At 38.0% G+C, this 19,513-nt stretch carries 19 protein-coding genes and 1 riboswitch; all 19 genes read right to left on the minus strand.

The window, feature by feature from the left end:
* Positions 1–12 precede the first annotated feature (12 nt).
* The gene (locus QUF91_RS24575; protein ID WP_285397149.1) at positions 13–411 is read right to left on the minus strand and encodes a DUF4280 domain-containing protein; all 399 of its coding nucleotides are present in this window, start codon (positions 409–411) and stop codon (positions 13–15) included.
* Positions 412–494: 83 nt separating this feature from the next.
* Positions 495–992, minus strand: coding sequence for a hypothetical protein (locus tag QUF91_RS24580; protein ID WP_289419694.1), 498 nt, complete (start codon positions 990–992; stop codon positions 495–497).
* 39 nt (positions 993–1,031) lie between these two features.
* On the minus strand, positions 1,032–2,129 hold the full coding sequence (locus QUF91_RS24585; RefSeq protein ID WP_289419695.1) for a pentapeptide repeat-containing protein: 1,098 nt from the start codon (positions 2,127–2,129) through the stop codon (positions 1,032–1,034).
* Positions 2,130–2,144: 15 nt separating this feature from the next.
* On the minus strand, positions 2,145–3,677 hold the full coding sequence (locus QUF91_RS24590) for a phage baseplate assembly protein V (RefSeq protein ID WP_289419696.1): 1,533 nt from the start codon (positions 3,675–3,677) through the stop codon (positions 2,145–2,147).
* Positions 3,674–4,318 carry a hypothetical protein gene (locus QUF91_RS24595; RefSeq protein ID WP_289419697.1) on the minus strand — a complete coding sequence of 215 codons (645 nt, stop codon included), beginning with the start codon at positions 4,316–4,318 and terminating at the stop codon, positions 3,674–3,676. The genes QUF91_RS24590 and QUF91_RS24595 overlap by 4 nt, the downstream gene beginning before the upstream one ends.
* A gap of 666 nt (positions 4,319–4,984) precedes the next feature.
* Positions 4,985–6,343, minus strand: a complete 1,359-nt coding sequence (locus QUF91_RS24600) for a trypsin-like peptidase domain-containing protein (protein WP_289419698.1) — start codon at positions 6,341–6,343, stop codon at positions 4,985–4,987.
* Positions 6,344–6,535: 192 nt separating this feature from the next.
* Positions 6,536–7,498, minus strand: coding sequence for a tRNA dihydrouridine synthase (locus QUF91_RS24605; RefSeq protein ID WP_285398513.1), 963 nt, complete (start codon positions 7,496–7,498; stop codon positions 6,536–6,538).
* A 503-nt stretch (positions 7,499–8,001) separates the two neighbouring features.
* Positions 8,002–9,081: a methyl-accepting chemotaxis protein gene (locus QUF91_RS24610; RefSeq protein ID WP_285397034.1), complete on the minus strand. Its 1,080-nt coding sequence runs from the start codon at positions 9,079–9,081 to the stop codon at positions 8,002–8,004.
* A gap of 43 nt (positions 9,082–9,124) precedes the next feature.
* On the minus strand, positions 9,125–9,838 hold the full coding sequence (locus QUF91_RS24615) for a hypothetical protein (protein WP_289419699.1): 714 nt from the start codon (positions 9,836–9,838) through the stop codon (positions 9,125–9,127).
* A gap of 42 nt (positions 9,839–9,880) precedes the next feature.
* Positions 9,881–10,255, minus strand: a complete 375-nt coding sequence (locus QUF91_RS24620) for a hypothetical protein (protein WP_289419700.1) — start codon at positions 10,253–10,255, stop codon at positions 9,881–9,883.
* A 133-nt stretch (positions 10,256–10,388) separates the two neighbouring features.
* Positions 10,389–10,475, minus strand: a riboswitch (cyclic di-GMP riboswitch).
* A 333-nt stretch (positions 10,476–10,808) separates the two neighbouring features.
* Positions 10,809–10,982, minus strand: coding sequence for a hypothetical protein (locus tag QUF91_RS24625; protein WP_289419701.1), 174 nt, complete (start codon positions 10,980–10,982; stop codon positions 10,809–10,811).
* A gap of 134 nt (positions 10,983–11,116) precedes the next feature.
* Positions 11,117–12,490: a 23S rRNA (uracil(1939)-C(5))-methyltransferase RlmD gene (gene rlmD, locus QUF91_RS24630; protein WP_289420122.1), complete on the minus strand. Its 1,374-nt coding sequence runs from the start codon at positions 12,488–12,490 to the stop codon at positions 11,117–11,119.
* Between the two features lie 469 nt (positions 12,491–12,959).
* Entirely contained in the window at positions 12,960–13,082 is a 123-nt protein-coding gene (gene cydS / locus QUF91_RS24635; RefSeq protein ID WP_285397039.1) for a cytochrome bd oxidase small subunit CydS family protein, read from the minus strand.
* A 12-nt stretch (positions 13,083–13,094) separates the two neighbouring features.
* Positions 13,095–14,120: a cytochrome d ubiquinol oxidase subunit II gene (locus tag QUF91_RS24640; protein WP_285397040.1), complete on the minus strand. Its 1,026-nt coding sequence runs from the start codon at positions 14,118–14,120 to the stop codon at positions 13,095–13,097.
* A complete protein-coding gene (locus QUF91_RS24645) occupies positions 14,117–15,463 on the minus strand; it encodes a cytochrome ubiquinol oxidase subunit I (protein ID WP_285397041.1) in 1,347 nt (448 codons plus the stop codon). The genes QUF91_RS24640 and QUF91_RS24645 overlap by 4 nt, the downstream gene beginning before the upstream one ends.
* Before the next feature lie 428 nt (positions 15,464–15,891).
* Positions 15,892–16,806 carry a diacylglycerol kinase gene (locus QUF91_RS24650; protein ID WP_285397042.1) on the minus strand — a complete coding sequence of 305 codons (915 nt, stop codon included), beginning with the start codon at positions 16,804–16,806 and terminating at the stop codon, positions 15,892–15,894.
* A gap of 44 nt (positions 16,807–16,850) precedes the next feature.
* On the minus strand, positions 16,851–17,006 hold the full coding sequence (locus QUF91_RS24655; protein ID WP_289419702.1) for a hypothetical protein: 156 nt from the start codon (positions 17,004–17,006) through the stop codon (positions 16,851–16,853).
* 147 nt (positions 17,007–17,153) lie between these two features.
* A complete protein-coding gene (locus QUF91_RS24660; RefSeq protein ID WP_285397044.1) occupies positions 17,154–17,714 on the minus strand; it encodes a thioredoxin family protein in 561 nt (186 codons plus the stop codon).
* Between the two features lie 371 nt (positions 17,715–18,085).
* Positions 18,086–19,513 (minus strand): Asp-tRNA(Asn)/Glu-tRNA(Gln) amidotransferase subunit GatB, encoded by a 1,428-nt coding sequence (gatB, locus tag QUF91_RS24665; protein ID WP_285397045.1) that lies wholly within the window; start codon positions 19,511–19,513, stop codon positions 18,086–18,088.

Genomic DNA, 19,513 nt, shown 5'->3' on the forward strand with positions numbered 1-19,513 from the left:
ACCGATTTTCTCTTAAAAACCTTGTATTGGTATTTCCAATTCCTCTTGCCCGTCATGAACAATATCGATTTTGCCTCCACCTGCTGAGCATTGCGTATGGCAGCGGCTTAATAACGCTTGCTTCCCCTCGACATTGACATTTTCCATCCCTTCCAACCAATCAATGGAACAGACTGGCGTGCACGGTTTTTTCAACTTTAAGCAGACACCAAAAGTTGGAATGTTATCAGGGTTTCGATCTCCTACATTCATCACGGCCTTCTCTTTGATAAATACGCCATGATCTTGCGGCAAGTTCAAATAATTTAGATGGCTACCATGCTCACAGGCAATGATTGCCCCATGTACTACATAACTAAATTGCTCCTGTTCCGAACCTTCTGTCTCTAAATTTTCCACAACTTGAGCCATTAGGAATCCATCCTTTCGTATCGCTTTGACACTGTTTCAAACTACTGTTCAACAGTGTTTTGGGCTGATTTAACAGACATTGTCTATCGTCTTGCTAGTCTTACTCGCTGCAACTGAATCCCGAGAAATGGTCGTCGCAGCATACTTTCCGCCACATCTAAATTGACGATGGTGAAAGATTCCTTTTTGCCGTCGACTTGAAAAATACAATCTAGTTCCACCTTCTTAGGGTCAATCACGAGTTCCTTTATTTGTCCGTCTGGATAATAAATCGTCTCATCGGCAATACAGTTCTTCTTCACAATGTCCATAAGCCAATGCACACGCTGTGTCCCTTTCTTCACATCCGTAAAGACGATAGCTGTAAACTCTAAGTTATCCTCGTATTTCACTAACAACTCTTTTAGATCATCAGACACGATTCTTTTGGGCTTCTCTAAATAATCCAGATAGATCGCATTCTCTTTCTCTACCACTTCCCCGAATACAGACGAACAGACAAAGTTATCATCGAGGTCTGTCTTGAAAGGAATAATTGGATTTGTAATGCTTTGATCTTGCCGAACAATAAAATACTCCATCTCTTCCTCCTATACCTATCATTTCTGTCGATTTCACAGTTAATGAATCCATTGAATATCTTCTATCTGCTCTGGGCTAAATCTACATTTCTCTTGATCACGTTTAAAGAAGGTAGCTCCTTTTAAATTGGCACCTGTAAAATTAGCACCTGTGATCTGCGCAAACTCAAACCTTGCATTTTCCAAATTAGCATCTCTAAAATCAGTACCCAGGTAGCACGCAACTTCTCCATCGGAAAGCCTCAGCGTTTTTCCCTGTACATGCGTAAAATTAGCGCCTACTAAATTGGCATTTCGAAAATCAGCATCTTGAATGGCTGCATAAGAAAAATCAACATTCACTAACTTACAATCTACAAAACTAGTACCAATGCAAACACTTTGTTTCAATGAAGCACCTTCTAAGTCACTCCCATTGAAATTTGCATAGGAAAAGTCCATTTGATTGAAATGTTTTTGCTGTAATGGTAGGCTTGAGAAGTTTTCAAACGTATACGATTTGTCCGTCTCGTTTTTCTCTAACCATGAGAGCAGATTGTTTTCCTCTCGTTCCCGTTCATCATTGATTGCAACATCTTCACTAAACCCTTTATATTCACCGACACGAAATCGCAAGCACGCTGCTCGTTGAAAATTGATTGCAGGGACGCTTTCTTTTTGATAGCGAAACAAGTAGCGTACCAATTGAATGATATATTGATGAAACAGAATGACGATCTGTTGAATAATTGCTCGTACATCAGCAGATTGAATAGTGATATATGGTTTTCTTTCTCTTTCAAGCGTTTTTTGTAAATCTATCATCGCCTCACTAAGCCAGTCTGCTTCATACTGTGCCGTGCATTCTACCCAATCGTAATACCAGGTTTCTCCATATGCTTCTAGCAAATACGTACACTTATTTTCTAGTAATGATGTCCGTAGCAATGAAAAATGGATAAAGGCAACTGGCGCTAACTTTTCCTGTTTTTGCTGATCTCTAATATTCGCAAACAGCTGTTCAAGTGCGTTTATGATTGGTTGTAGCAAAACTTCCTTCTCTTGGCGAAACTGTCGATCAACCTTCTCTTGCAACCGGCTGACATGAACTGACACGCATTCATCCATAAAATGCTGTAATGCTTCTTCTCGTTTCATGCATCCACATCCTCACTAATTTGCTCGTACTTCCGTTCCTTTAATCTCCATTTTGTCTTCCATCTTGATTGAATTTTCTTTACAAGTCATCTCAATTTTTTCATTGGCATTAATCATAATTTGCTTCGCATTGATGGCGACTTTCTCTGTTGCTTGTAAAGTAATATTTTTATCACTTATGATCGAAATTCCATTATCATCCATTAATGAAATCATTAATCCTCCACCAGATATGACAATCCGATCAGGTGCAAGTAGAATTTGTTTACCATGCTTCGTTCTGAGTGTTTTGACATCTGGATCAGCCATCCGTGCTGGATCTTGGCGACTATCCTCTGGTGGTGCAGGTCTTGCCCCACCGCCGCCACCGCCACTAGCACTGCCACTTCCACCGCCTCCTGGACTAGGCGGATTCGTCGCTGCTAACATCGAACCAGATTGTGGTGGTGCTTTTGAGACGGAACTAATCGCAATCCCTTCACTCTCACGATTGCCTGGGAAGTAGATTCTCACATTGTCAGATAGCTCCGGCATGAAGTACCATCCTGTATTATCTTCTGATGCATAGATTGTTGAATATGGAAACCAATAAGCCGTATCCTTTTCTTGACCCTCATCGAAATCGACGTGAATTCGAATTTTGTCCCCCGCAACATCAATTACTTTTCCTTGAATAGAAGCACCAATAATGGCTTGATTGTAAGTAGTGTGAACACTGAAACCGTTCTGAGGTGTTAACGTATAGATATGCTTGAATAAACCATCTTTTAGCGTCGAGAAGATTTTATAGACATACAATGTTTTTGATTGGAAAGTAACTTCATTACCTATTTTGTATGGTTGAAGCGATTCTACTTCATAGTACATGTAGTCACTATCGGTAATACTGTCGAGATGATTTTTACTGGAGACAAGGAAGTTACCGATCGCTTTTTTTACTCGATAATTGATGGCCTCCATTTCCGGCGTACCCCCAGCTTGAAACGGGACACCGAAGTAAAACTTTGCGGCTGAATGTACCGTGTCTGGCACTAAGCCCGTATGAAATCGCGATGCCATTCGTTTAAGAAACTCCCAATCTGTCTCTATATATTGCATTGTGAAGTTACCAAGATTAGCCCCATTCGTAACACAATCCATGAAATCTGCACCGTTTTGATCGGCAATACATACATCTATTAATTCACTATATGGCATACTTGCATTTTGATAGGTTTGGTTTTTCTTTTTAACATCTAGCACATACGTATGCGAAACCGCCTTAACCTCTAAATAATAGGTGCCCAACACCGATTTCACTTGTACATCTAACGCCAGTCCATTAAAAATAGGCATAGCTTGTCCATCACTAGTGATTTGCAATACTTCAATAGCCGTTTCTGCATCTGTCATATAGACATAGGAATCTTCGAGTTCATCCGGGATCACGCCTGTTAAATGCAATGTAGCATGCTCATTCATCTGTTGTGTGATTTCGATTTGATTGACGCGAATATTATAGGGCATCACAATGATATCTTTATACGTTAAGGCTGTTTCTTTTGTCATCCAACAACACCTTCTTCATCTAATAATTTATTTTCGATCAAGATAGTTTCCATCATGCCGTAAGCAATGGGTTTCCAAATGTTCATTTCTTTTTTCAAACAATTAATCGAACCCATCGTCACATTCTTGCCTACTATAAACAAAAACATTAAATTATAAATCTTGTTATCTAGTGCTGGCGTGATGAAATCGAAGTAACCAATTTGTGCACCGTTCACATCATTCATGCCGATATCCAACATTTTTGCAGTTGGCTGCGTTTTTTGAAGGATAGTCATCATGGCCTCTGTGAAGTCTTCTAATTCCTCTTCCTTAATCTGTTGTTCCATCATTTTCATCGTGACGTTGATTGATGTACTTTCACTTGTATAGATATACTCGGGTCTACGGCTTGATGGATATTTAATATCCATTAATTCCTGTTCCATCACTTCGAATGTTGCAGGAATGCACATTTTGATTTGATTCTCATAAAAACCAAGTTCTGTAAACTCAATTGTTTCATCCTCGATCTTTAGCTGACCTTCTTTAATCGCTTTAACAATGTCCGTATGTAATAATTGGTTTTCGATGTTCTCCATCCGTTTCTTCTGCCTTGCATGCTTCGTCATCTCGATAACTTCTTCATCCATGAAATTCATTGTGTTCTCTCCTTTGTGGTCGATTCTTTTTTCTCTATCTCAAAGCCTTGTATTTTTTGCTTTCCTATTAAATACACCGATCATTTATCTCAGCAATCCATAGATGCTATTTGTTATTAATTTTATTTTTTTCAGTAATATCCCAGTATTAATTACATATATGGAATACGAACCATTAAATGGCTATTTTTCATTAAATATGCTAATAAACCAAAGATAAAAAGTCAACATCCATACGAACTATTATTCTGAATAAACAAAAAAATAATACTGAAGGTCGGGAAAATTTGAATTTTAGTAGTTAGATATACAGTGTGAGAGAAGGATAAAGTGATACTTTAAGCAGTGGGTAGAAGAAATGTAACTGTGTCGTACTGCGAATTTATTCATGGCGGAGAGAATAATTATAAGTTGATATGATGGTAAAGGTAAGCTCGCATTAATGAGAATAATATCCTAATGATACGTTTTTAATGAATAAAAATATGAGATCAAAGGGCTTATTAAATCCGTGGGCTTTTTCACAAACAAAGAAGAGATCAGGTACTTTAAATTAAGCAACAAAAAAGAGGGGTTCTTTGCCCCTCTTTGCTATCTACGGTCCATCTCAATGCCTGTGCCAACAAATGTTGGAATAAAGAATATAGTTGACATCTCTCTGGGAAATTAACTCGGCAATTCAATAAAATTTTGAGCAAATTGATAGATTAAATGAGCAGGTACAGCCAGATTAAGATTCTGACCATCATTAAAGCCTGCTGTAATCAAACCTACCAATCTCCCATGCATATCCAATAAAGCGCCACCAGAACTTCCGTTTGAAATAGCCGCTGTAAATTGAATCATAGACATAGTTCGAATATCCCGGAAACCAGAAACAATACCATCAGAAACAGAATTAAATAATCCTAGAGGACTGCCAATAGCAACGACCTTCTGTCCTCGAACTAATTGACCTTCCACTTTAACTGGTAAAGCTTTACTTATTCTATTCACTTTAAGAATAGCCAAATCATGTATATCATGATATTTTACAAATTGATGTGTAATATGTTCGTTCGTATCGTTTTCATATAGTACAGAATAATATTCACCACCACTCACAACATGCAAGTTTGTTAAAATATACCCATCTTGATGAAGAACGACACCAGAACCATAGCACAACACCTCGTGATCCTCTCCGAACGTTTTAATCATTACAACAGATGTGGCTAAAGAAGCTAATTGCTCATAGCTACACTCTCCTGTAGTCTTATTCTGAACAGGAAGAATCATTGTTTGTTGCGGTGTTATACTCTTCTTAGGCAGAGATTTAGGTATTACTAATTCCCTTTCGTAGACATCACGACACTTAAATAAAGTAGATGACGCTGCTATGCTTGGAGGCAAATTTGGAATGTCTTCTTTAGGATTCATATAACAGATATCACAACCAAGTGTCGATAAGAAATATAAGAATAATAATTCATGCTGAGTAATGTTACCAATAAAAACAATTTTCTGCACCGTTTGGTTATCTTCAGAAAAAATTTGTGGCAAATAATAATCCATCCAGTATAAAAATTTCACTGCAAAATTTTTTAATAAAGTGGCATTGGAATTTGGGTGATTTTCTTTATAGATATGGATGATTTCTTGAAAGCTAAGTTTTTTTGTCCATTCAAGTTGATCATTCTTTAATCTACTGCATAAAGTTGTCTTGTAAAGTAATGGAGGGTTGTTAACAACGGCTTGCCAATTTTCCCAAAGCTCCGCAAATCGATCTATATCTTTATTATTGGTAATGGCCTCCAGTTTATGTAATCGTAAATAAAGCACACTTTGCTTTTTAGCAAAAAAATACTCATCCATTTTTAAAATATTTTCCTTATAAAGATCTACAGAATCAGGTATACCGATATATCGTAGAAAAACAACTTCCTTCGTAAGGGAGCTATTGGATTGAATGTTTTGCATAAACTCCTGAAGAGGATTGTCCGGTTTTTTATATTTTATTTTTAAAGGTCTAGTTGTCACAATCATATCCTTCCATCTCCTTTAAGCACGTATATTTATATATTTGGCACTTATATACAATTCGCTCATATTCCTCTAAATCCTTTATTAAATTAAAAAGTACGAATTCATTTCAACTCATTTTAAAAAAAGAAGTCAACACCCCAAGAGTAGTTAACTTCTAAACGTTTAGCTATTTTTTTAAGTATTCATTTCCCATCAACATTCTTTTCCAAAATTATCAAGCAATGCACGCACTTCATCTGTTGATTTCGTGTTCATCAATTGGTTTCTTAATTCACCAGCTCCACGGAATCCTTTGACATAAATTTTGAAAAAGCGATGAAGCCCTGTAATTGAACGTGGTAGTGCTTCCGCATATTGATCTTGAAGATCAAGCTGCAGTCTTAAAAGATCAAGGTACTCTTTACTGCTATGCTCTTTTGGCTCTTTTTCAAAAGCAAAAGGATTTTTAAAAATACCTCGCCCGATCATCACGCCATCAATACCATATTGTTCAGCAAGCTGCTCCCCAGTTTGACGGTCAGGAATGTCTCCATTGATTGTTAGTAGCGTATTTGGTGCGATTCGGTCACGTAATTTTTTGATTTCAGGAATTAGCTCCCAATGCGCATCTACTTGGCTCATTTCCTTTCTTGTACGCAAATGAATAGATAGGTTCGCAATATCCTGTTTTAAAATATGCGTGAGCCACTCTTCCCACTCATTGACATCGTTATAGCCAAGTCGTGTTTTCACGCTGACAGGTAGTCCGCCCGCTTTTGCTGCTTGAATAAGCTCTGCCGCAACGTCTGGACGCAAAATAAGGCCACTACCTTTCCCTCTTGATGCCACATTCGGTACAGGGCAGCCCATATTTATATCGATACCTTTAAACCCTAGCTCTGCCATGCCAATACTCATTTGACGGAAATACTCGGGATTATCCCCCCAAATATGAGCCACCATTGGCTGTTCATCTTCTGTAAAAATCAAACGGCCACGCACACTTTTCATGCCCTCTGGATGACAATAGCTATCCGAGTTTGTAAACTCTGTGAAAAATACGTCCGGTCGACCAGCTTCACTTACGACGTGACGAAAAACAACATCTGTCACATCTTCCATTGGTGCAAGTACAAAAAATGGTCGCGGTAAATCACGCCAAAAATTATCTATCATTTCAAACTCAAATCCTCTCACTATGGATACAACTTCAAACTCTGGTCAAAAAATATGAAGCCAAATGTTCCACTTCTTTTACACTTATATCATGCTCAATAACTTATTATCAAACACAAGTACATTTGGCATTTATAATTTGTGAAAATCAACAATGTTTATTTTAACGAAAATCGGTCCTGAATGGTATTTTTAATCCGCTAAAAGAAGTTAAACAAAAAAGCAGATGGTATAGATTTCTTCTATATCAGCTGCTTTTCTATTATACCAACTCCACCACGCTATCGCTTCACAATGTGGTGAGACTAGCCAGTACAGTAAAAGTAGACGGCCAATTAGAGGTGCAATATCGCATTTCTAAACCGTCTGCTTTTAATTTCAACGAATATTAAGTTAGCTATTCCAAAGACACACCCCAATAAAAGCTATGTACGCTTAAATTAGGTTTATTTAGCTAGTTCAAGTTACTTAGCTTCAGCGATCCTATTTTCGGCACTACCATTCTAGCTTTCTACACGATGATTTAATGAAGAAAGTATTTTTTCTGCATCATTTTTGAAATCTATAAGATGCTCTGCTTCTTGAACTAGTTTTTGCATTGTATTTAATTCATCATCACTAATGCCAACTAACTCTTCAAACATTTCTACTGATTCTCGTGAAATGAAAGAAATATCCTTCATTGCCTCCATAATTTGCAGAGAGCTTGAAGATAGTTCTTCTGTGCTTGCAGATGATTCCGCATTATTTTCAGCAATAATTTTTGTAGTATCTACAATTTTTTCGAACATATTTCCAATTTCTAATATTTTCGTATTTGTTTGTTCAAACTCTTCTGTTCCTTGCTTCATTGATGTGACAACTTTGTTCGTCTCTTCTTGAATATTTTTTACAATATTCGAAACTTCATTAGCTGACTGACGTGATTGTTCAGCTAATTTACGAACCTCATCAGCAACGACAGCAAACCCTTTACCGTGTTCTCCTGCACGAGCTGCTTCGATAGCTGCGTTCAATGCTAATAAATTTATTTGCTCTGAAATCCCCGTAATTACTTTAACAATGTTACCAATTTCGTACGATTTGTCTCCAAGTATATTGATTGCATCAAATGTCGTATTAATCGTTTGATTAAATTGCTCCATTTTCACCATCGAATCTTTTAACTTTTCATTACCTTCTTGCGTCAATTCTAACGTCGTATTCGATTGTTCTGAAATTTGGTTAGATCTTATAGATAGTTCTTCAATAGCCACTGTGATGTCTTCGATAGAAGTAGAACTCTCTTCAGTAGCGACTAATTGCTTTTTTAATCCCTTACCGACTTCATCGATTGCGGCCCTTACAGTATCGGCCTTCTCAGTTGCGTATTCTCCATGCTCTAAAAGATTTCCACTTTTTTCATTCACATTATTTGCGAATTTATTAAATTGTTCACTTACTCGACCTGCTGATAATTCATCCATTCCATTTAGTACCTCTTTATTTATATGGGAATGACCTTTAAGTGAAAAATATCGGTAAGCAAAAAACAAAGATGTACATAATAAAACTACAATAATCCCTAGCATAATAGCTTCCATGAAAAAAATTCTCCTATTCTACTAACGTATTAGTGATGAAATTTTATAGTTCTTTTACAATGATGTAAATTCCATCTGCTACAGTCGATGGAATACTGTTTAGATTTTCATTGCTTTCATATTTATGAACAATAAAGTCCCCTTCTACGGTTACATATTTTGTAAGACCTTGATACTTCTCCAGCAAACGCATTGACTTTGGATTTGTCGCTTCAGCTAATACTAATCTTAAGCCTTCTTCTGTTGCTTTTTTTATTAATAGATCGCCTAAACTTTGTACAATATCATGACGATTATGCTCAGCAATTACACCTAATAAAAATAAATGTAATATTTCCCCATCTTCCATATCTTTTCCAAAACGTTTTTTATAATCTTCTAGGAAACGTTCATCAATATCCTCTAATACACGCATAACAATATTCATATCGGCAAACGTGCCTTCAAAAATATCCCCTTCGATAATTTCAAGGACATTCGTATCTCCAACTAGTGCGCCTACAACATTTTGCTCTTTATCTAGTGCAACAGCACAGTAACCTTGATGAACATTTGCTTCAATATATTCCTTCGTAAATTGATAGAAATCTTCGTAAGGTAGTTTTAAGGCGTGCCCAATAATCGGTTCTTGCACCCATTTGCCAGCAACCTCTACCCCAGTAAATGTTTTTGCTAAACATTCTGCTGTCATTTTAATTAAATCCGGTTGGTCCTTTGTAAGTATTTCATAAGTATATAATTCTTGAATTGTTTGCATCGTAAATTCCTCTTTCAAAATGTGATTATAGTTAATTAAAGACTAACGCATTGGTAATTGTGAAACATTGTCGACTACGGTTCCTGGGAAATTAACTCCCTCTAAAGCATTTCGCACTTGCACATATGCAATTTTAGAGGTTGGATTAACAATAAATATATCTTTAAAGCCTAGTGATGCATAAAACATTAATGTTTGTCCTAGATCTGTCGAAATCTTTGAAGGAAGGGGTGATTGCTGTGTTGCATCAACAACAAATGTATATGCATTTTTTTGCACTTTTGCCCCCGTCTCTTGCAAATCTTTCAAATAATCCTCTACAAGAGCTGGTTTAATAAACCCTATTATTTGGACGTGTACTTCTTTTTTTGCTTCATAAATCGCCATTTTATATTTCTCTTTATCTACGACTATCATCTCAAATCTCCTTTTTATAATTTTCATATATTGCACATCTGTCGCTACGATTGATTGGAATCAGTCCTTGATTTTTTCCACAAAAAAAACTATCCCTACACATAATTAGGATAGCCAAAAAATCACTTATCATCTTGGCAACCCGACTATCATTATCCAAGAGGATTTTAGACTCGTAGCTTTGCGTCCTTACCTTTCGATAAGTTTGCCTTTTTCAATTTTATTAACATAACGCTGACATATTACGTTTAGATTATAAATGTTTTGTCATTTTTTGTCGATAGTAGGCATTTTTCTCTAAAGAATATCGGTTGAATTAGAGAATTTTTCCGTATATTTAAAGGAATTGACAAAAAAATACTGTTGGGTAATTTTACAAAGAGGGAATCTCTAATCCTGCCCAGATTGTAGGAAAAGCAAATGGCTACATATTCTTTTACATTCATCTAATAGGAAGAAACATTATTAAATCAACTTCCATTTTTATAATTCTTTTTTCATAAATGCGTTATTTCACCGAAATGTAATGATAAAAAAAGAGTGGCATTTTAGGCTAAATCCTAAAAAACCACTCTTTTTTATAATTCTGCGTAAGCAATTTTAAACTTTTTTTAAAACTTAATGGCTTATCACCATAACGTGTGGTTGATTTCCGTTCCGACTGAGCGCTTTCCAGGGGGCGTCCAGCCTCCACTCCAATCAACCTATATGGCATACGTTTTAACAAATGTCACCCACAACTTTTAGTGATGAGTCAACTTAATTCCAATATTTCTAATTACTTGTACTCACTATGGTAGTATTCATTACTGAATCCGCTACAAGTAGTATAAAAAACGGATCGAAAGGCAACTGCAAATATTAGATACCTTCTTTTAAAATGAGTTGCGAGACACACTCTACATGCGTTGAATGCGGGAACATATCCACAGGCTGAATCTCCTGAGTTTGATAGCCTCCATCCTCCAAAATACGGAGATCACGCGCTAGTGTAGCTGGGTTACAGGACACATAAACAACACGCTTAGGACGTTGCTCTAAAATTGTCTGAAGAAGAGCCTCGTCGCAGCCTTTGCGTGGTGGATCCACTACTAGGACATCCGCTTCCTTGCCTTCCTTATACCAGCGTGGAATGACTTCTTCTGCTGGTCCGGCCTCGAAGTACGTGTTCGTAAATCCATTTAGTGCTGCGTTGCGTTTTGCATCTTCAATAGCTTGTGGGACAATTTCAACACCCATAACAGCCTTTGCTTTTTGTGCAAGGAATAATGAAATTGTGCCGATACCACAGTAAGCATCAATTACTCGTTCATCACCCTGTAAGTCAGCGTAGTCTAGTGCTTGTTTGTAAAGGACTTCTGTTTGCTCAGGGTTTACTTGATAAAATGAACGAGCTGAAATTTCAAAGCGAACATCACCAATTGTATCAATAATGACATCCTTGCCCCATAGGTTTACAATTTCATCACCGAAAATCACGTTCGTTTTGTCGCTGTTAACGTTTTGCATAATTGATGTTACATTCGGGACAAGCTTTTGGATTGTCGCAACAGCTGCTTCTTTTTGCGGGAATTTTTTCTTTTTCGTTACGAGAACAACCATGACTTCACCCGTTGCTCGTGCTTTACGAATAACTACGTGGCGCAGCATTCCCTCATGTGATAGCTCATTGTATGGTTGAATACCGATTGCCGCTAATTCCTTTTTCAAGCCTGCAAGAATAGCGTCCGCTTCTCCTGTCTGAATCAAGCAACGCTCCATATCCACAATGCTATGAGATTTCGTTTTATAGAAGCCTGCAATTGCTTGTCCTGCTTCATTTAAGGAAAAAGGAATTTGGGCTTTATTACGATATTGCCAAGGCTCTTCCATGCCTTTCACAGGTAGAACAGGCGCATCAATTTTACCAATGCGTTGCATGACATTACGCACCATATTCTCTTTCCATTTTAACTGCCCTTCATAAGACAGGTGCTGTAATTGGCAGCCGCCACATTGCTTGAAATATTCACAAGGTGCATCTACACGATCTGGTGATGGCTTGAGAATTTCTACAACTTTCGCAAAGCCGTAATTTTTTAACGTTTTTACAACATGTACTTCCGCCGTTTCATTAGGAAGTGCACCTTGGATAAATAATGGGTAGCCATCGACCTTTGCAACGCCATTGCCATCATGTGTTAAATCTTCTATATAAACTGTTAATCGTTCATTCTTTTTCACGGGTGCTGACATTCGTACATCCTCCATTTCAATCTCCTTATTGTAGCATGTTGTGGCGGATGAAAAAAGAACAAGGCTTGATCTTGTAAGGTCAATTTACTGAGTGACATGACTCTGATTGAGCGACTACAGCCTCGACCCGAACAGTTCTTCCCTCAAACTGCTTAGGTGTGCCAGAGAAGTGATCGGGTAAGCCGAGAATGTGATCAGGTATCGCCTCAAACCGCTCGGGTAGACCAAGAATGTGATCAGGTATCACCCAGAACCGCTCGGGTAAACCAAGAATGTGATCAGGTATCGCCTCAAACCGCTCGGGTACAGCAGAGAAGTGATCAGGTATCATCCCAAACTGCTCAGATTAGCCTGATCTACTCTCTCCCCTCAAACTGCTCAGGCAAGCAAAAAAATAACCAGCTCCCCTATCTGAGCACCCGAGCCGATACATATTACCCTCCCTTTACACAAGTAGAAAAAAGAGCCGCTATTCGCGACTCTTTCCTTCCTCTTTTGTTACATGGTGATCTTTTGGTGCCCACCAGAAAGCAAAAGCAATACCGATGATGACTACTAGAAATGGCGCATAAAACATGAGAAATTTCTCCATCACTCTAACCTCCTATGCGTGATTGTCTTCTTTTCCTGTTACGTAATTTTTGTTGAATAGGAATAATTTCAACAATAAGAACAGTGATGGAATAAGCAGACATAGTCCTAAGATAAATGCAATGACGAGTGCAATCGCCATTTGTGTACTTGTAAAGCTATCGTAAATCGTTAAATACGGATACAGTAAATATGGATATTGAGCGATACCATAAGCGAAGAATGCCACGGCAAATTGTGCAATCAATAGTCCCACTGCCAGGCCGTAATTTTTTCGCATCCAAACTAGCACGACAGTAATGATAAATAGTACGGCTGAAATGGCAAACATCCACCATAAATTAACCATATTATTGTAAATTTCAGTGTTGATCGATTTCATTTCATACATAATACCAAGCGCGCTCACCATTAAAGGTACCGCCCAAACAAGTGCGTATTTTCGCATTAGTTTTGTTGCTTCTACATCCTTTGCTTTATGAGCATACCATGTTAAAAACACGGCTGAAATATAGAGTACCGCTGCAATGCTCAGTACGACAATACTCCAAGCAAATGGGCTCGTATACAATGTCCAGTAATTTAGGACAGGTTGCCCGTCAACCATATCAACATAGCCGCCAGCAGCAATCGCAAAGACAACAGAAAGTGAGGCTGGAATGAGTAATCCTGCTATACCATACGTTAACGTGTACCCGATATGGCCACGTGTACCATATGATTCAAACGCATAGTAGGAGCCTCGTATGGCAAGCAGTACAAGTGAAATACTCACTGGAACAAGTAAAATTGTTCCGTAATAAAAAGCTGTTTGCGGGAAAAATCCAACAATCCCAACAAAGAAGAATACTAAAAAGACATTGGTTACTTCCCAAACAGGTGATAAATAACGCTTAATAATATTTGTTAAAATATGATTTTTCCCAACGAGTAGACTGTAGGCATTGAAGAAGCCTGCACCAAAGTCAATCGAAGCTACAATGACATAGCCAAATAGGAAAATCCACAATACTGAAATACCTAGAATCTCTAGTGTCATAAGATGTCACCGCCTTTTTCAGAATGACGATCTTCTATTTCTCGCTCAATTGGATTCTTTTTGAACATACGAACTAAAACGACAATACTTCCTATTGCCAATACAGCATACACACCAGCAAATAACAGCAGCATTAAATCCACATGGTCACTCGTTGTGGCCCCTTCTGGTGTTCGCATTAAACCATATAAGATCCAAGGCTGTCTTCCAACCTCAGCAAGCCACCAACCTGCTTCAATCGCAATAATTGAAAGTGGTCCACCTGCAACAACAATCCATCTAAACCAACGTGAATGGATAAATAGCCAACCACGTGCTTTTCCGACTACGTAAAGCAGTGAAACTAATACCATAAACATGCCAATAAACACCATGAGATCAAAGAGGTAATGAATATAAAGTGGTGGTCGATCTTCTTCAGGATATTGATCTAAGCCAATTACCTCTGCGTTTGGATTATTATGCGCTAAAATACTTAGAGCATAAGGTATTTTAATGGCATATTTTACTTCCTCACCATCTAATACACCAAATAGTATAAGCGAAGCTTTATCGTCTGTTTCAAAATGCCACTCAGCTGCAGCTAGTTTTTCTGGCTGATATTCTGCTAAGTATTTTCCTGAAAAATCTCCAATAATCGCTGCTGCAATGGAGAAAATCAGGCCAATCTTCATAAGTAAATATAATGATTTTTTATGGTACACATGCTTAGAGCCTCTAAGCATACGGTATCCTGCAATTGCCGCTAACACAAATGCCGCTGTCATATAAGCTGTAACGAGAACATGCGCTACCTTTGTCGGCATTGCTGGATTAAACATTGCTAAGAAAGGTTGAATATTTACAAGCTGTCCGTCCACAATGTCAAACCCTTGAGGTGCATTCATAAACGCATTAACAATTGTTATAAATACGGCTGACATTGAAGCACCGACAGCAACAGGAATTAATAGCAGCATATGCTTTTTCTGACTATCGAAGCGATCCCAAGTGTATAAGTAGATCCCTAAGAAGATGGCTTCAAAGAAAAATGCAAACGTTTCCATAAAGAGCGGTAATGCAATTGTTTGCCCGGCGAGCTGCATAAAATTCGGCCATAGTAAAGACAACTGTAAGCCAATTGCCGTCCCGGTTACAACTCCGACTGCAACTGTAATAACAAAACCTCGTGCCCAACGTCTTGCCATTAAAATATAGTGCTCATCATTCTTTTTATACCCAGTCCACTGAGCAATCATAATCATTAATGGGACACCAACACCGATCGTCGCATAAATAATATGGAACGATAAAGTCAGCTCCGTTAATGCTCTACTCCAAAAGACTGCTGATTCATTCACCATTTCATTGCCCCCCTAACTTCCAAATATTTTTCCAAGCATGGAAAGTAGCATAATAATTCCAACGCCAAAGCTTAGCCATATGAGCTTTCTTTCCTGCGACTTATACAAAGCCAACACTTCCTTTCCTTTCCCTTATTCTTATTTTCCACTATTGCAACGAAAAAAACCTTTATAATGGACCGAAATTCCGGCCTATTATAAAGGTTTCAAATTTTGTTCAAGTAATATACGCACTTTTGCCAAACATTTTTCTTAATTCATTCACAATCCCAATTATTAGGGATGATTTTTAGTTTTCTGAACTATTCGAACGTTCAGATATCTAATTAGTGCTTCACGTGTATTAAGCGAATCAGGCATTAGTTACCTGAATTTAATTGAGCTAGTCCTCTCAACTGAATGAAACAGAGCTCCGCTTTTAATGTCCGTTATATACGGTCACTCTCCCGAATATCTTCTAGTGGAACAAAGATTTCAATATGGCGCTTTAGGTTTTCAAATGTTGCAGGTGCGTCTCCACCATATTCACCATCTAAGTTTAAATGTATTTCGTCTTCAGTAGATACTTTTACAACACTTGCCTTTTTATAAATAACACGATCATCATTCAAATGCTCGCCTCTTAATGCCATTGCAGCAAGCTGAATAAATTCAGGCAAGCTTACTTTTTTCAATACGATTAAAGTAAAGTAGCCATCATTAATACTTGCGTCTGGTGCAAGCTTTTCAAAGCCACCCACAGAATTTGTTAAGCCACATAAAAACATCATGGCATCCCCATCAAACACTTCACCATCATATTCGATACGCATGTGGGAAGCTTTGATCGATGGAATCATTTCTACTGCTTTTAAGTAATAAGCTAACTGTCCTAGCATTGTTTTCATTTTACTTGGTACTTCATAAGTTAACTCTGTAATGCGTCCACCGGCTGCAATATTGATGAAATAGCGTTCTCCATTTAATAAACCCACATCCACTGGCAACGTCTCACCTTTTATTATAATCTCAACGGCATCTGCAATATTACGAGGGATTTGCACTGCACGGGCGAAATCATTCGTTGTGCCCATCGGAATTAGACCAACTTTCGGACGATTTTCAAATGGACTCACACCTGAAACAACTTCATTTAAAGTGCCATCTCCACCAACTGCAATGATTATATCAAAGCCACGTTCTACTGCATCTTTTGCCGCAACGGTTGCATCGCCTTCGCAAGTTGTTGCGTGACAAGATGTCTCATAGCCTGCTACCTCTAGTTTTTCCAATACTTCTGGTAGATGCTTTTTAAACACTTCACGTCCAGATGTAGGATTATAAATGATTCTTGCTCGTTTCATAACATACCTTCTTCGCTTCATAAGATTCTATTTCTTTCAACGTATTATACGTTTAATTGTTGCATTGAACTTTTAATAGGTTCATCACCAAAACGTGTGGTTGATTTCCGTTCCAGCTGGGCGCTTTCCTGGGGGCGTCCGATGAGCCGCTTCACTCGCGATGCTCGCTCCAGGGTCTCATTTGTGACGCTAATCCCCAAGGAGTCGCCCAGCCTCCACTCCAATCAACTTATATACATAGCATACGTTTTAACTAATGTTATCCACAACTTTTGGTGATGAGCCTTTTAATAGTCAATAAAGGCAAACATATCCTATTCTCTGATGTGCTGCCGTGTGATCTACCATTATTTCAACGCAGCTGTTACTTGCTTTTTAAAATCCTCATAAACAAATGTCCAATATGATTTATCAGTAATATTCTCTTCACGAATTGCTGCATATAACGCCTTTTGTGCATCTTCAAATGTAGGATCTTCTTTATCAGGTAAGCTAGCTCGTTTACTCACTACTAGTTCCTGTAATTCTGGTGCACGTGGTCCCCATTTTCCAACAACCTGACCTGCGTCATCTAATAAAATATAAATCGGAATTGCACGGCCACCGTTTGTTAAATAGCGATCAATTAAATCTGTATCAGCATCACGTAGTACTGCACGCATTTCTACTCCTGCTGCCTCTGCAACTCGACGAATAATTGGATTGTTTAACATCGCGTCCCCGCACCAATCCTCAGTAATTGTTAAAATTTTTGGTTGCTTGTCCTTCAGTAGCTCGATAAAGCCATCATTTGTTGGCACCTCAAAGCTATCATAAATACGGAAGCTTTCCTCTTTTAACGTAGTCATATTATCCATATATTGTTGCATCGAAATCGCATCATTGAAATATTGTTGTTCTGTTTTCATCGATTGACCTCCTAATGTTATATCATGTTCTATTCTATATTTTGCTATGAATACTCTTTTTAGACAACCATAAAGTGTTAAGTTGGTATTTTTTAGTCTTATCACCAAAACGTGTGGTTGATTTCCGTTCCACTTAACAAATTTCATCGACAACTTTTGGGGATGAGCCATTTTTTATTATAATTCCACATTAAAATTGAGGGAAGACACGATGTGTAACTTACCTAAGCATACCAGCGACTGCCCCGCTGACTGAATGCTTGTCGAACACTTTGAATGATACCTCAAAGAATGTTTAGTATGTATTATTTTTTAAAAATAAAAAGCCAAGAAAGCGAATTTGCTCTCTTGGCTTTCTGTTGTAATTGAAATTAACGTTTTGCAATTTCTTGTTGTAATAATTTATTAACCATTGGTGGGTTCGCTTGACCTTTAGTTGCTTTCATAATTTGACCAACTAAGAAGCCAATAGCACGATCCTTACCGTTTTTGAAGTCTTCGATTGATTGGGCATTGTTGTCTAGAACTTCTGTAACGATCGCAAGTAATGCACCTTCATCAGAAATTTGAACTAAACCTTTTGCTTTAACGATTTCTCCTGCAGAGCCGCCGTTTTCTACTAATTCAGCAAATACTTTTTTACCGATTTTAGAAGAAATTGTACCGTCAGTGATTAATTTCACCATTTCCGCAAGGTTTTCTGGTGTTAATGCAGTATCTTTAAGGTCTTTTTGTTCTGCATTTAAGTATGCAGAAACATCACCCATAAGCCAGTTTGCAGAAAGCTTAGCATCCGCATCTTTAGCTACCATAGCCTCGAAGAAGTCTGAGATTTCTTTTGAAATAACAAGAACTCCTGCATCATATGGAGTTAAGCCTAATTCTTCAACATAGCGTTTTTTACGAGCGTCTGGAAGCTCTGGAATTTCTGATTTTACTCGCTCTAACCATTCATCAGAGATCGATAGACGTACTAAGTCTGGCTCTGGGAAGTAACGATAATCGTCTGTTCCTTCTTTCACACGCATAAGGATTGTTTTACCTGTTTTTTCATCAAAACGACGAGTTTCTTGCTCAATTACTCCACCTGAAAGAAGTACATCCGCTTGGCGTAATTCCTCGTGCTCTAAACCACGACGAACATAGTTGAATGAGTTCAAGTTTTTAAGCTCTGTTTTCGTACCGAATTCTTCTTGACCATATGGGCGGATTGAGATGTTGGCATCACAACGTAAAGATCCTTCTTCCATTTTACAGTCTGAAACATCTGAATATTGGATGATTGATTTTATTTTTTCAAGATACGCATACGCTTCGTTCGGCGTGCGAATATCTGGCTCAGAAACGATTTCTACAAGTGGTGTACCTTGACGGTTAAAGTCAACTAAAGAGTGGTCGCCACTGTGAGACAGTTTACCAGCATCTTCTTCCATATGAAGACGAGTAATACCAATACGTTTTGTGTAACCATCTACTTCGATATCAACCCAGCCGTTTTTACCGATTGGCTTGTCGAATTGAGAAATTTGATAAGCTTTCGGATTATCTGGATAGAAGTAGTTTTTACGGTCAAATTTTGTTTCTTGTTCGATTTCCATGTTAAGTGCAAGTGATGCACGCATTGCGAAATCAACAACATTTTTATTAAGTACAGGAAGGACACCAGGATAGCCTAGGTCGATAACTGTAGTATTTGTATTTGGTTCAGCACCGAAGTGGGCTGGTGCTGGTGAGAAGATTTTTGAGTTCGTTTTTAACTCAACGTGTACTTCTAAACCAATGACTGTTTCAAAGTTCAT

Source organism: Lysinibacillus sp. G4S2 (assembly GCF_030348505.1).
GTDB lineage: Bacteria > Bacillota > Bacilli > Bacillales_A > Planococcaceae > Lysinibacillus.

Coding starts and splice junctions, on each gene's coding strand:
- QUF91_RS24600 (WP_289419698.1), bottom strand. CDS start 6,343: ATGATTGTGACAACTAGACCTTTAAAAATAAAATATAAAAAACCGGAC.
- QUF91_RS24590 (WP_289419696.1), bottom strand. CDS start 3,677: ATGACAAAAGAAACAGCCTTAACGTATAAAGATATCATTGTGATGCCC.
- QUF91_RS24575 (WP_285397149.1), bottom strand. CDS start 411: ATGGCTCAAGTTGTGGAAAATTTAGAGACAGAAGGTTCGGAACAGGAG.
- gatB (WP_285397045.1), bottom strand. CDS start 19,513: ATGAACTTTGAAACAGTCATTGGTTTAGAAGTACACGTTGAGTTAAAA.
- QUF91_RS24645 (WP_285397041.1), bottom strand. CDS start 15,463: ATGGTGAATGAATCAGCAGTCTTTTGGAGTAGAGCATTAACGGAGCTG.
- QUF91_RS24610 (WP_285397034.1), bottom strand. CDS start 9,081: ATGGAAGCTATTATGCTAGGGATTATTGTAGTTTTATTATGTACATCT.
- cydS (WP_285397039.1), bottom strand. CDS start 13,082: ATGGAGAAATTTCTCATGTTTTATGCGCCATTTCTAGTAGTCATCATC.
- QUF91_RS24585 (WP_289419695.1), bottom strand. CDS start 2,129: ATGAAACGAGAAGAAGCATTACAGCATTTTATGGATGAATGCGTGTCA.
- QUF91_RS24650 (WP_285397042.1), bottom strand. CDS start 16,806: ATGAAACGAGCAAGAATCATTTATAATCCTACATCTGGACGTGAAGTG.
- QUF91_RS24595 (WP_289419697.1), bottom strand. CDS start 4,318: ATGAATTTCATGGATGAAGAAGTTATCGAGATGACGAAGCATGCAAGG.
- QUF91_RS24660 (WP_285397044.1), bottom strand. CDS start 17,714: ATGAAAACAGAACAACAATATTTCAATGATGCGATTTCGATGCAACAA.
- QUF91_RS24620 (WP_289419700.1), bottom strand. CDS start 10,255: ATGATAGTCGTAGATAAAGAGAAATATAAAATGGCGATTTATGAAGCA.
- QUF91_RS24640 (WP_285397040.1), bottom strand. CDS start 14,120: ATGACACTAGAGATTCTAGGTATTTCAGTATTGTGGATTTTCCTATTT.
- QUF91_RS24615 (WP_289419699.1), bottom strand. CDS start 9,838: ATGCAAACAATTCAAGAATTATATACTTATGAAATACTTACAAAGGAC.
- QUF91_RS24580 (WP_289419694.1), bottom strand. CDS start 992: ATGGAGTATTTTATTGTTCGGCAAGATCAAAGCATTACAAATCCAATT.
- rlmD (WP_289420122.1), bottom strand. CDS start 12,490: ATGTCAGCACCCGTGAAAAAGAATGAACGATTAACAGTTTATATAGAA.
- QUF91_RS24605 (WP_285398513.1), bottom strand. CDS start 7,498: ATGATAGATAATTTTTGGCGTGATTTACCGCGACCATTTTTTGTACTT.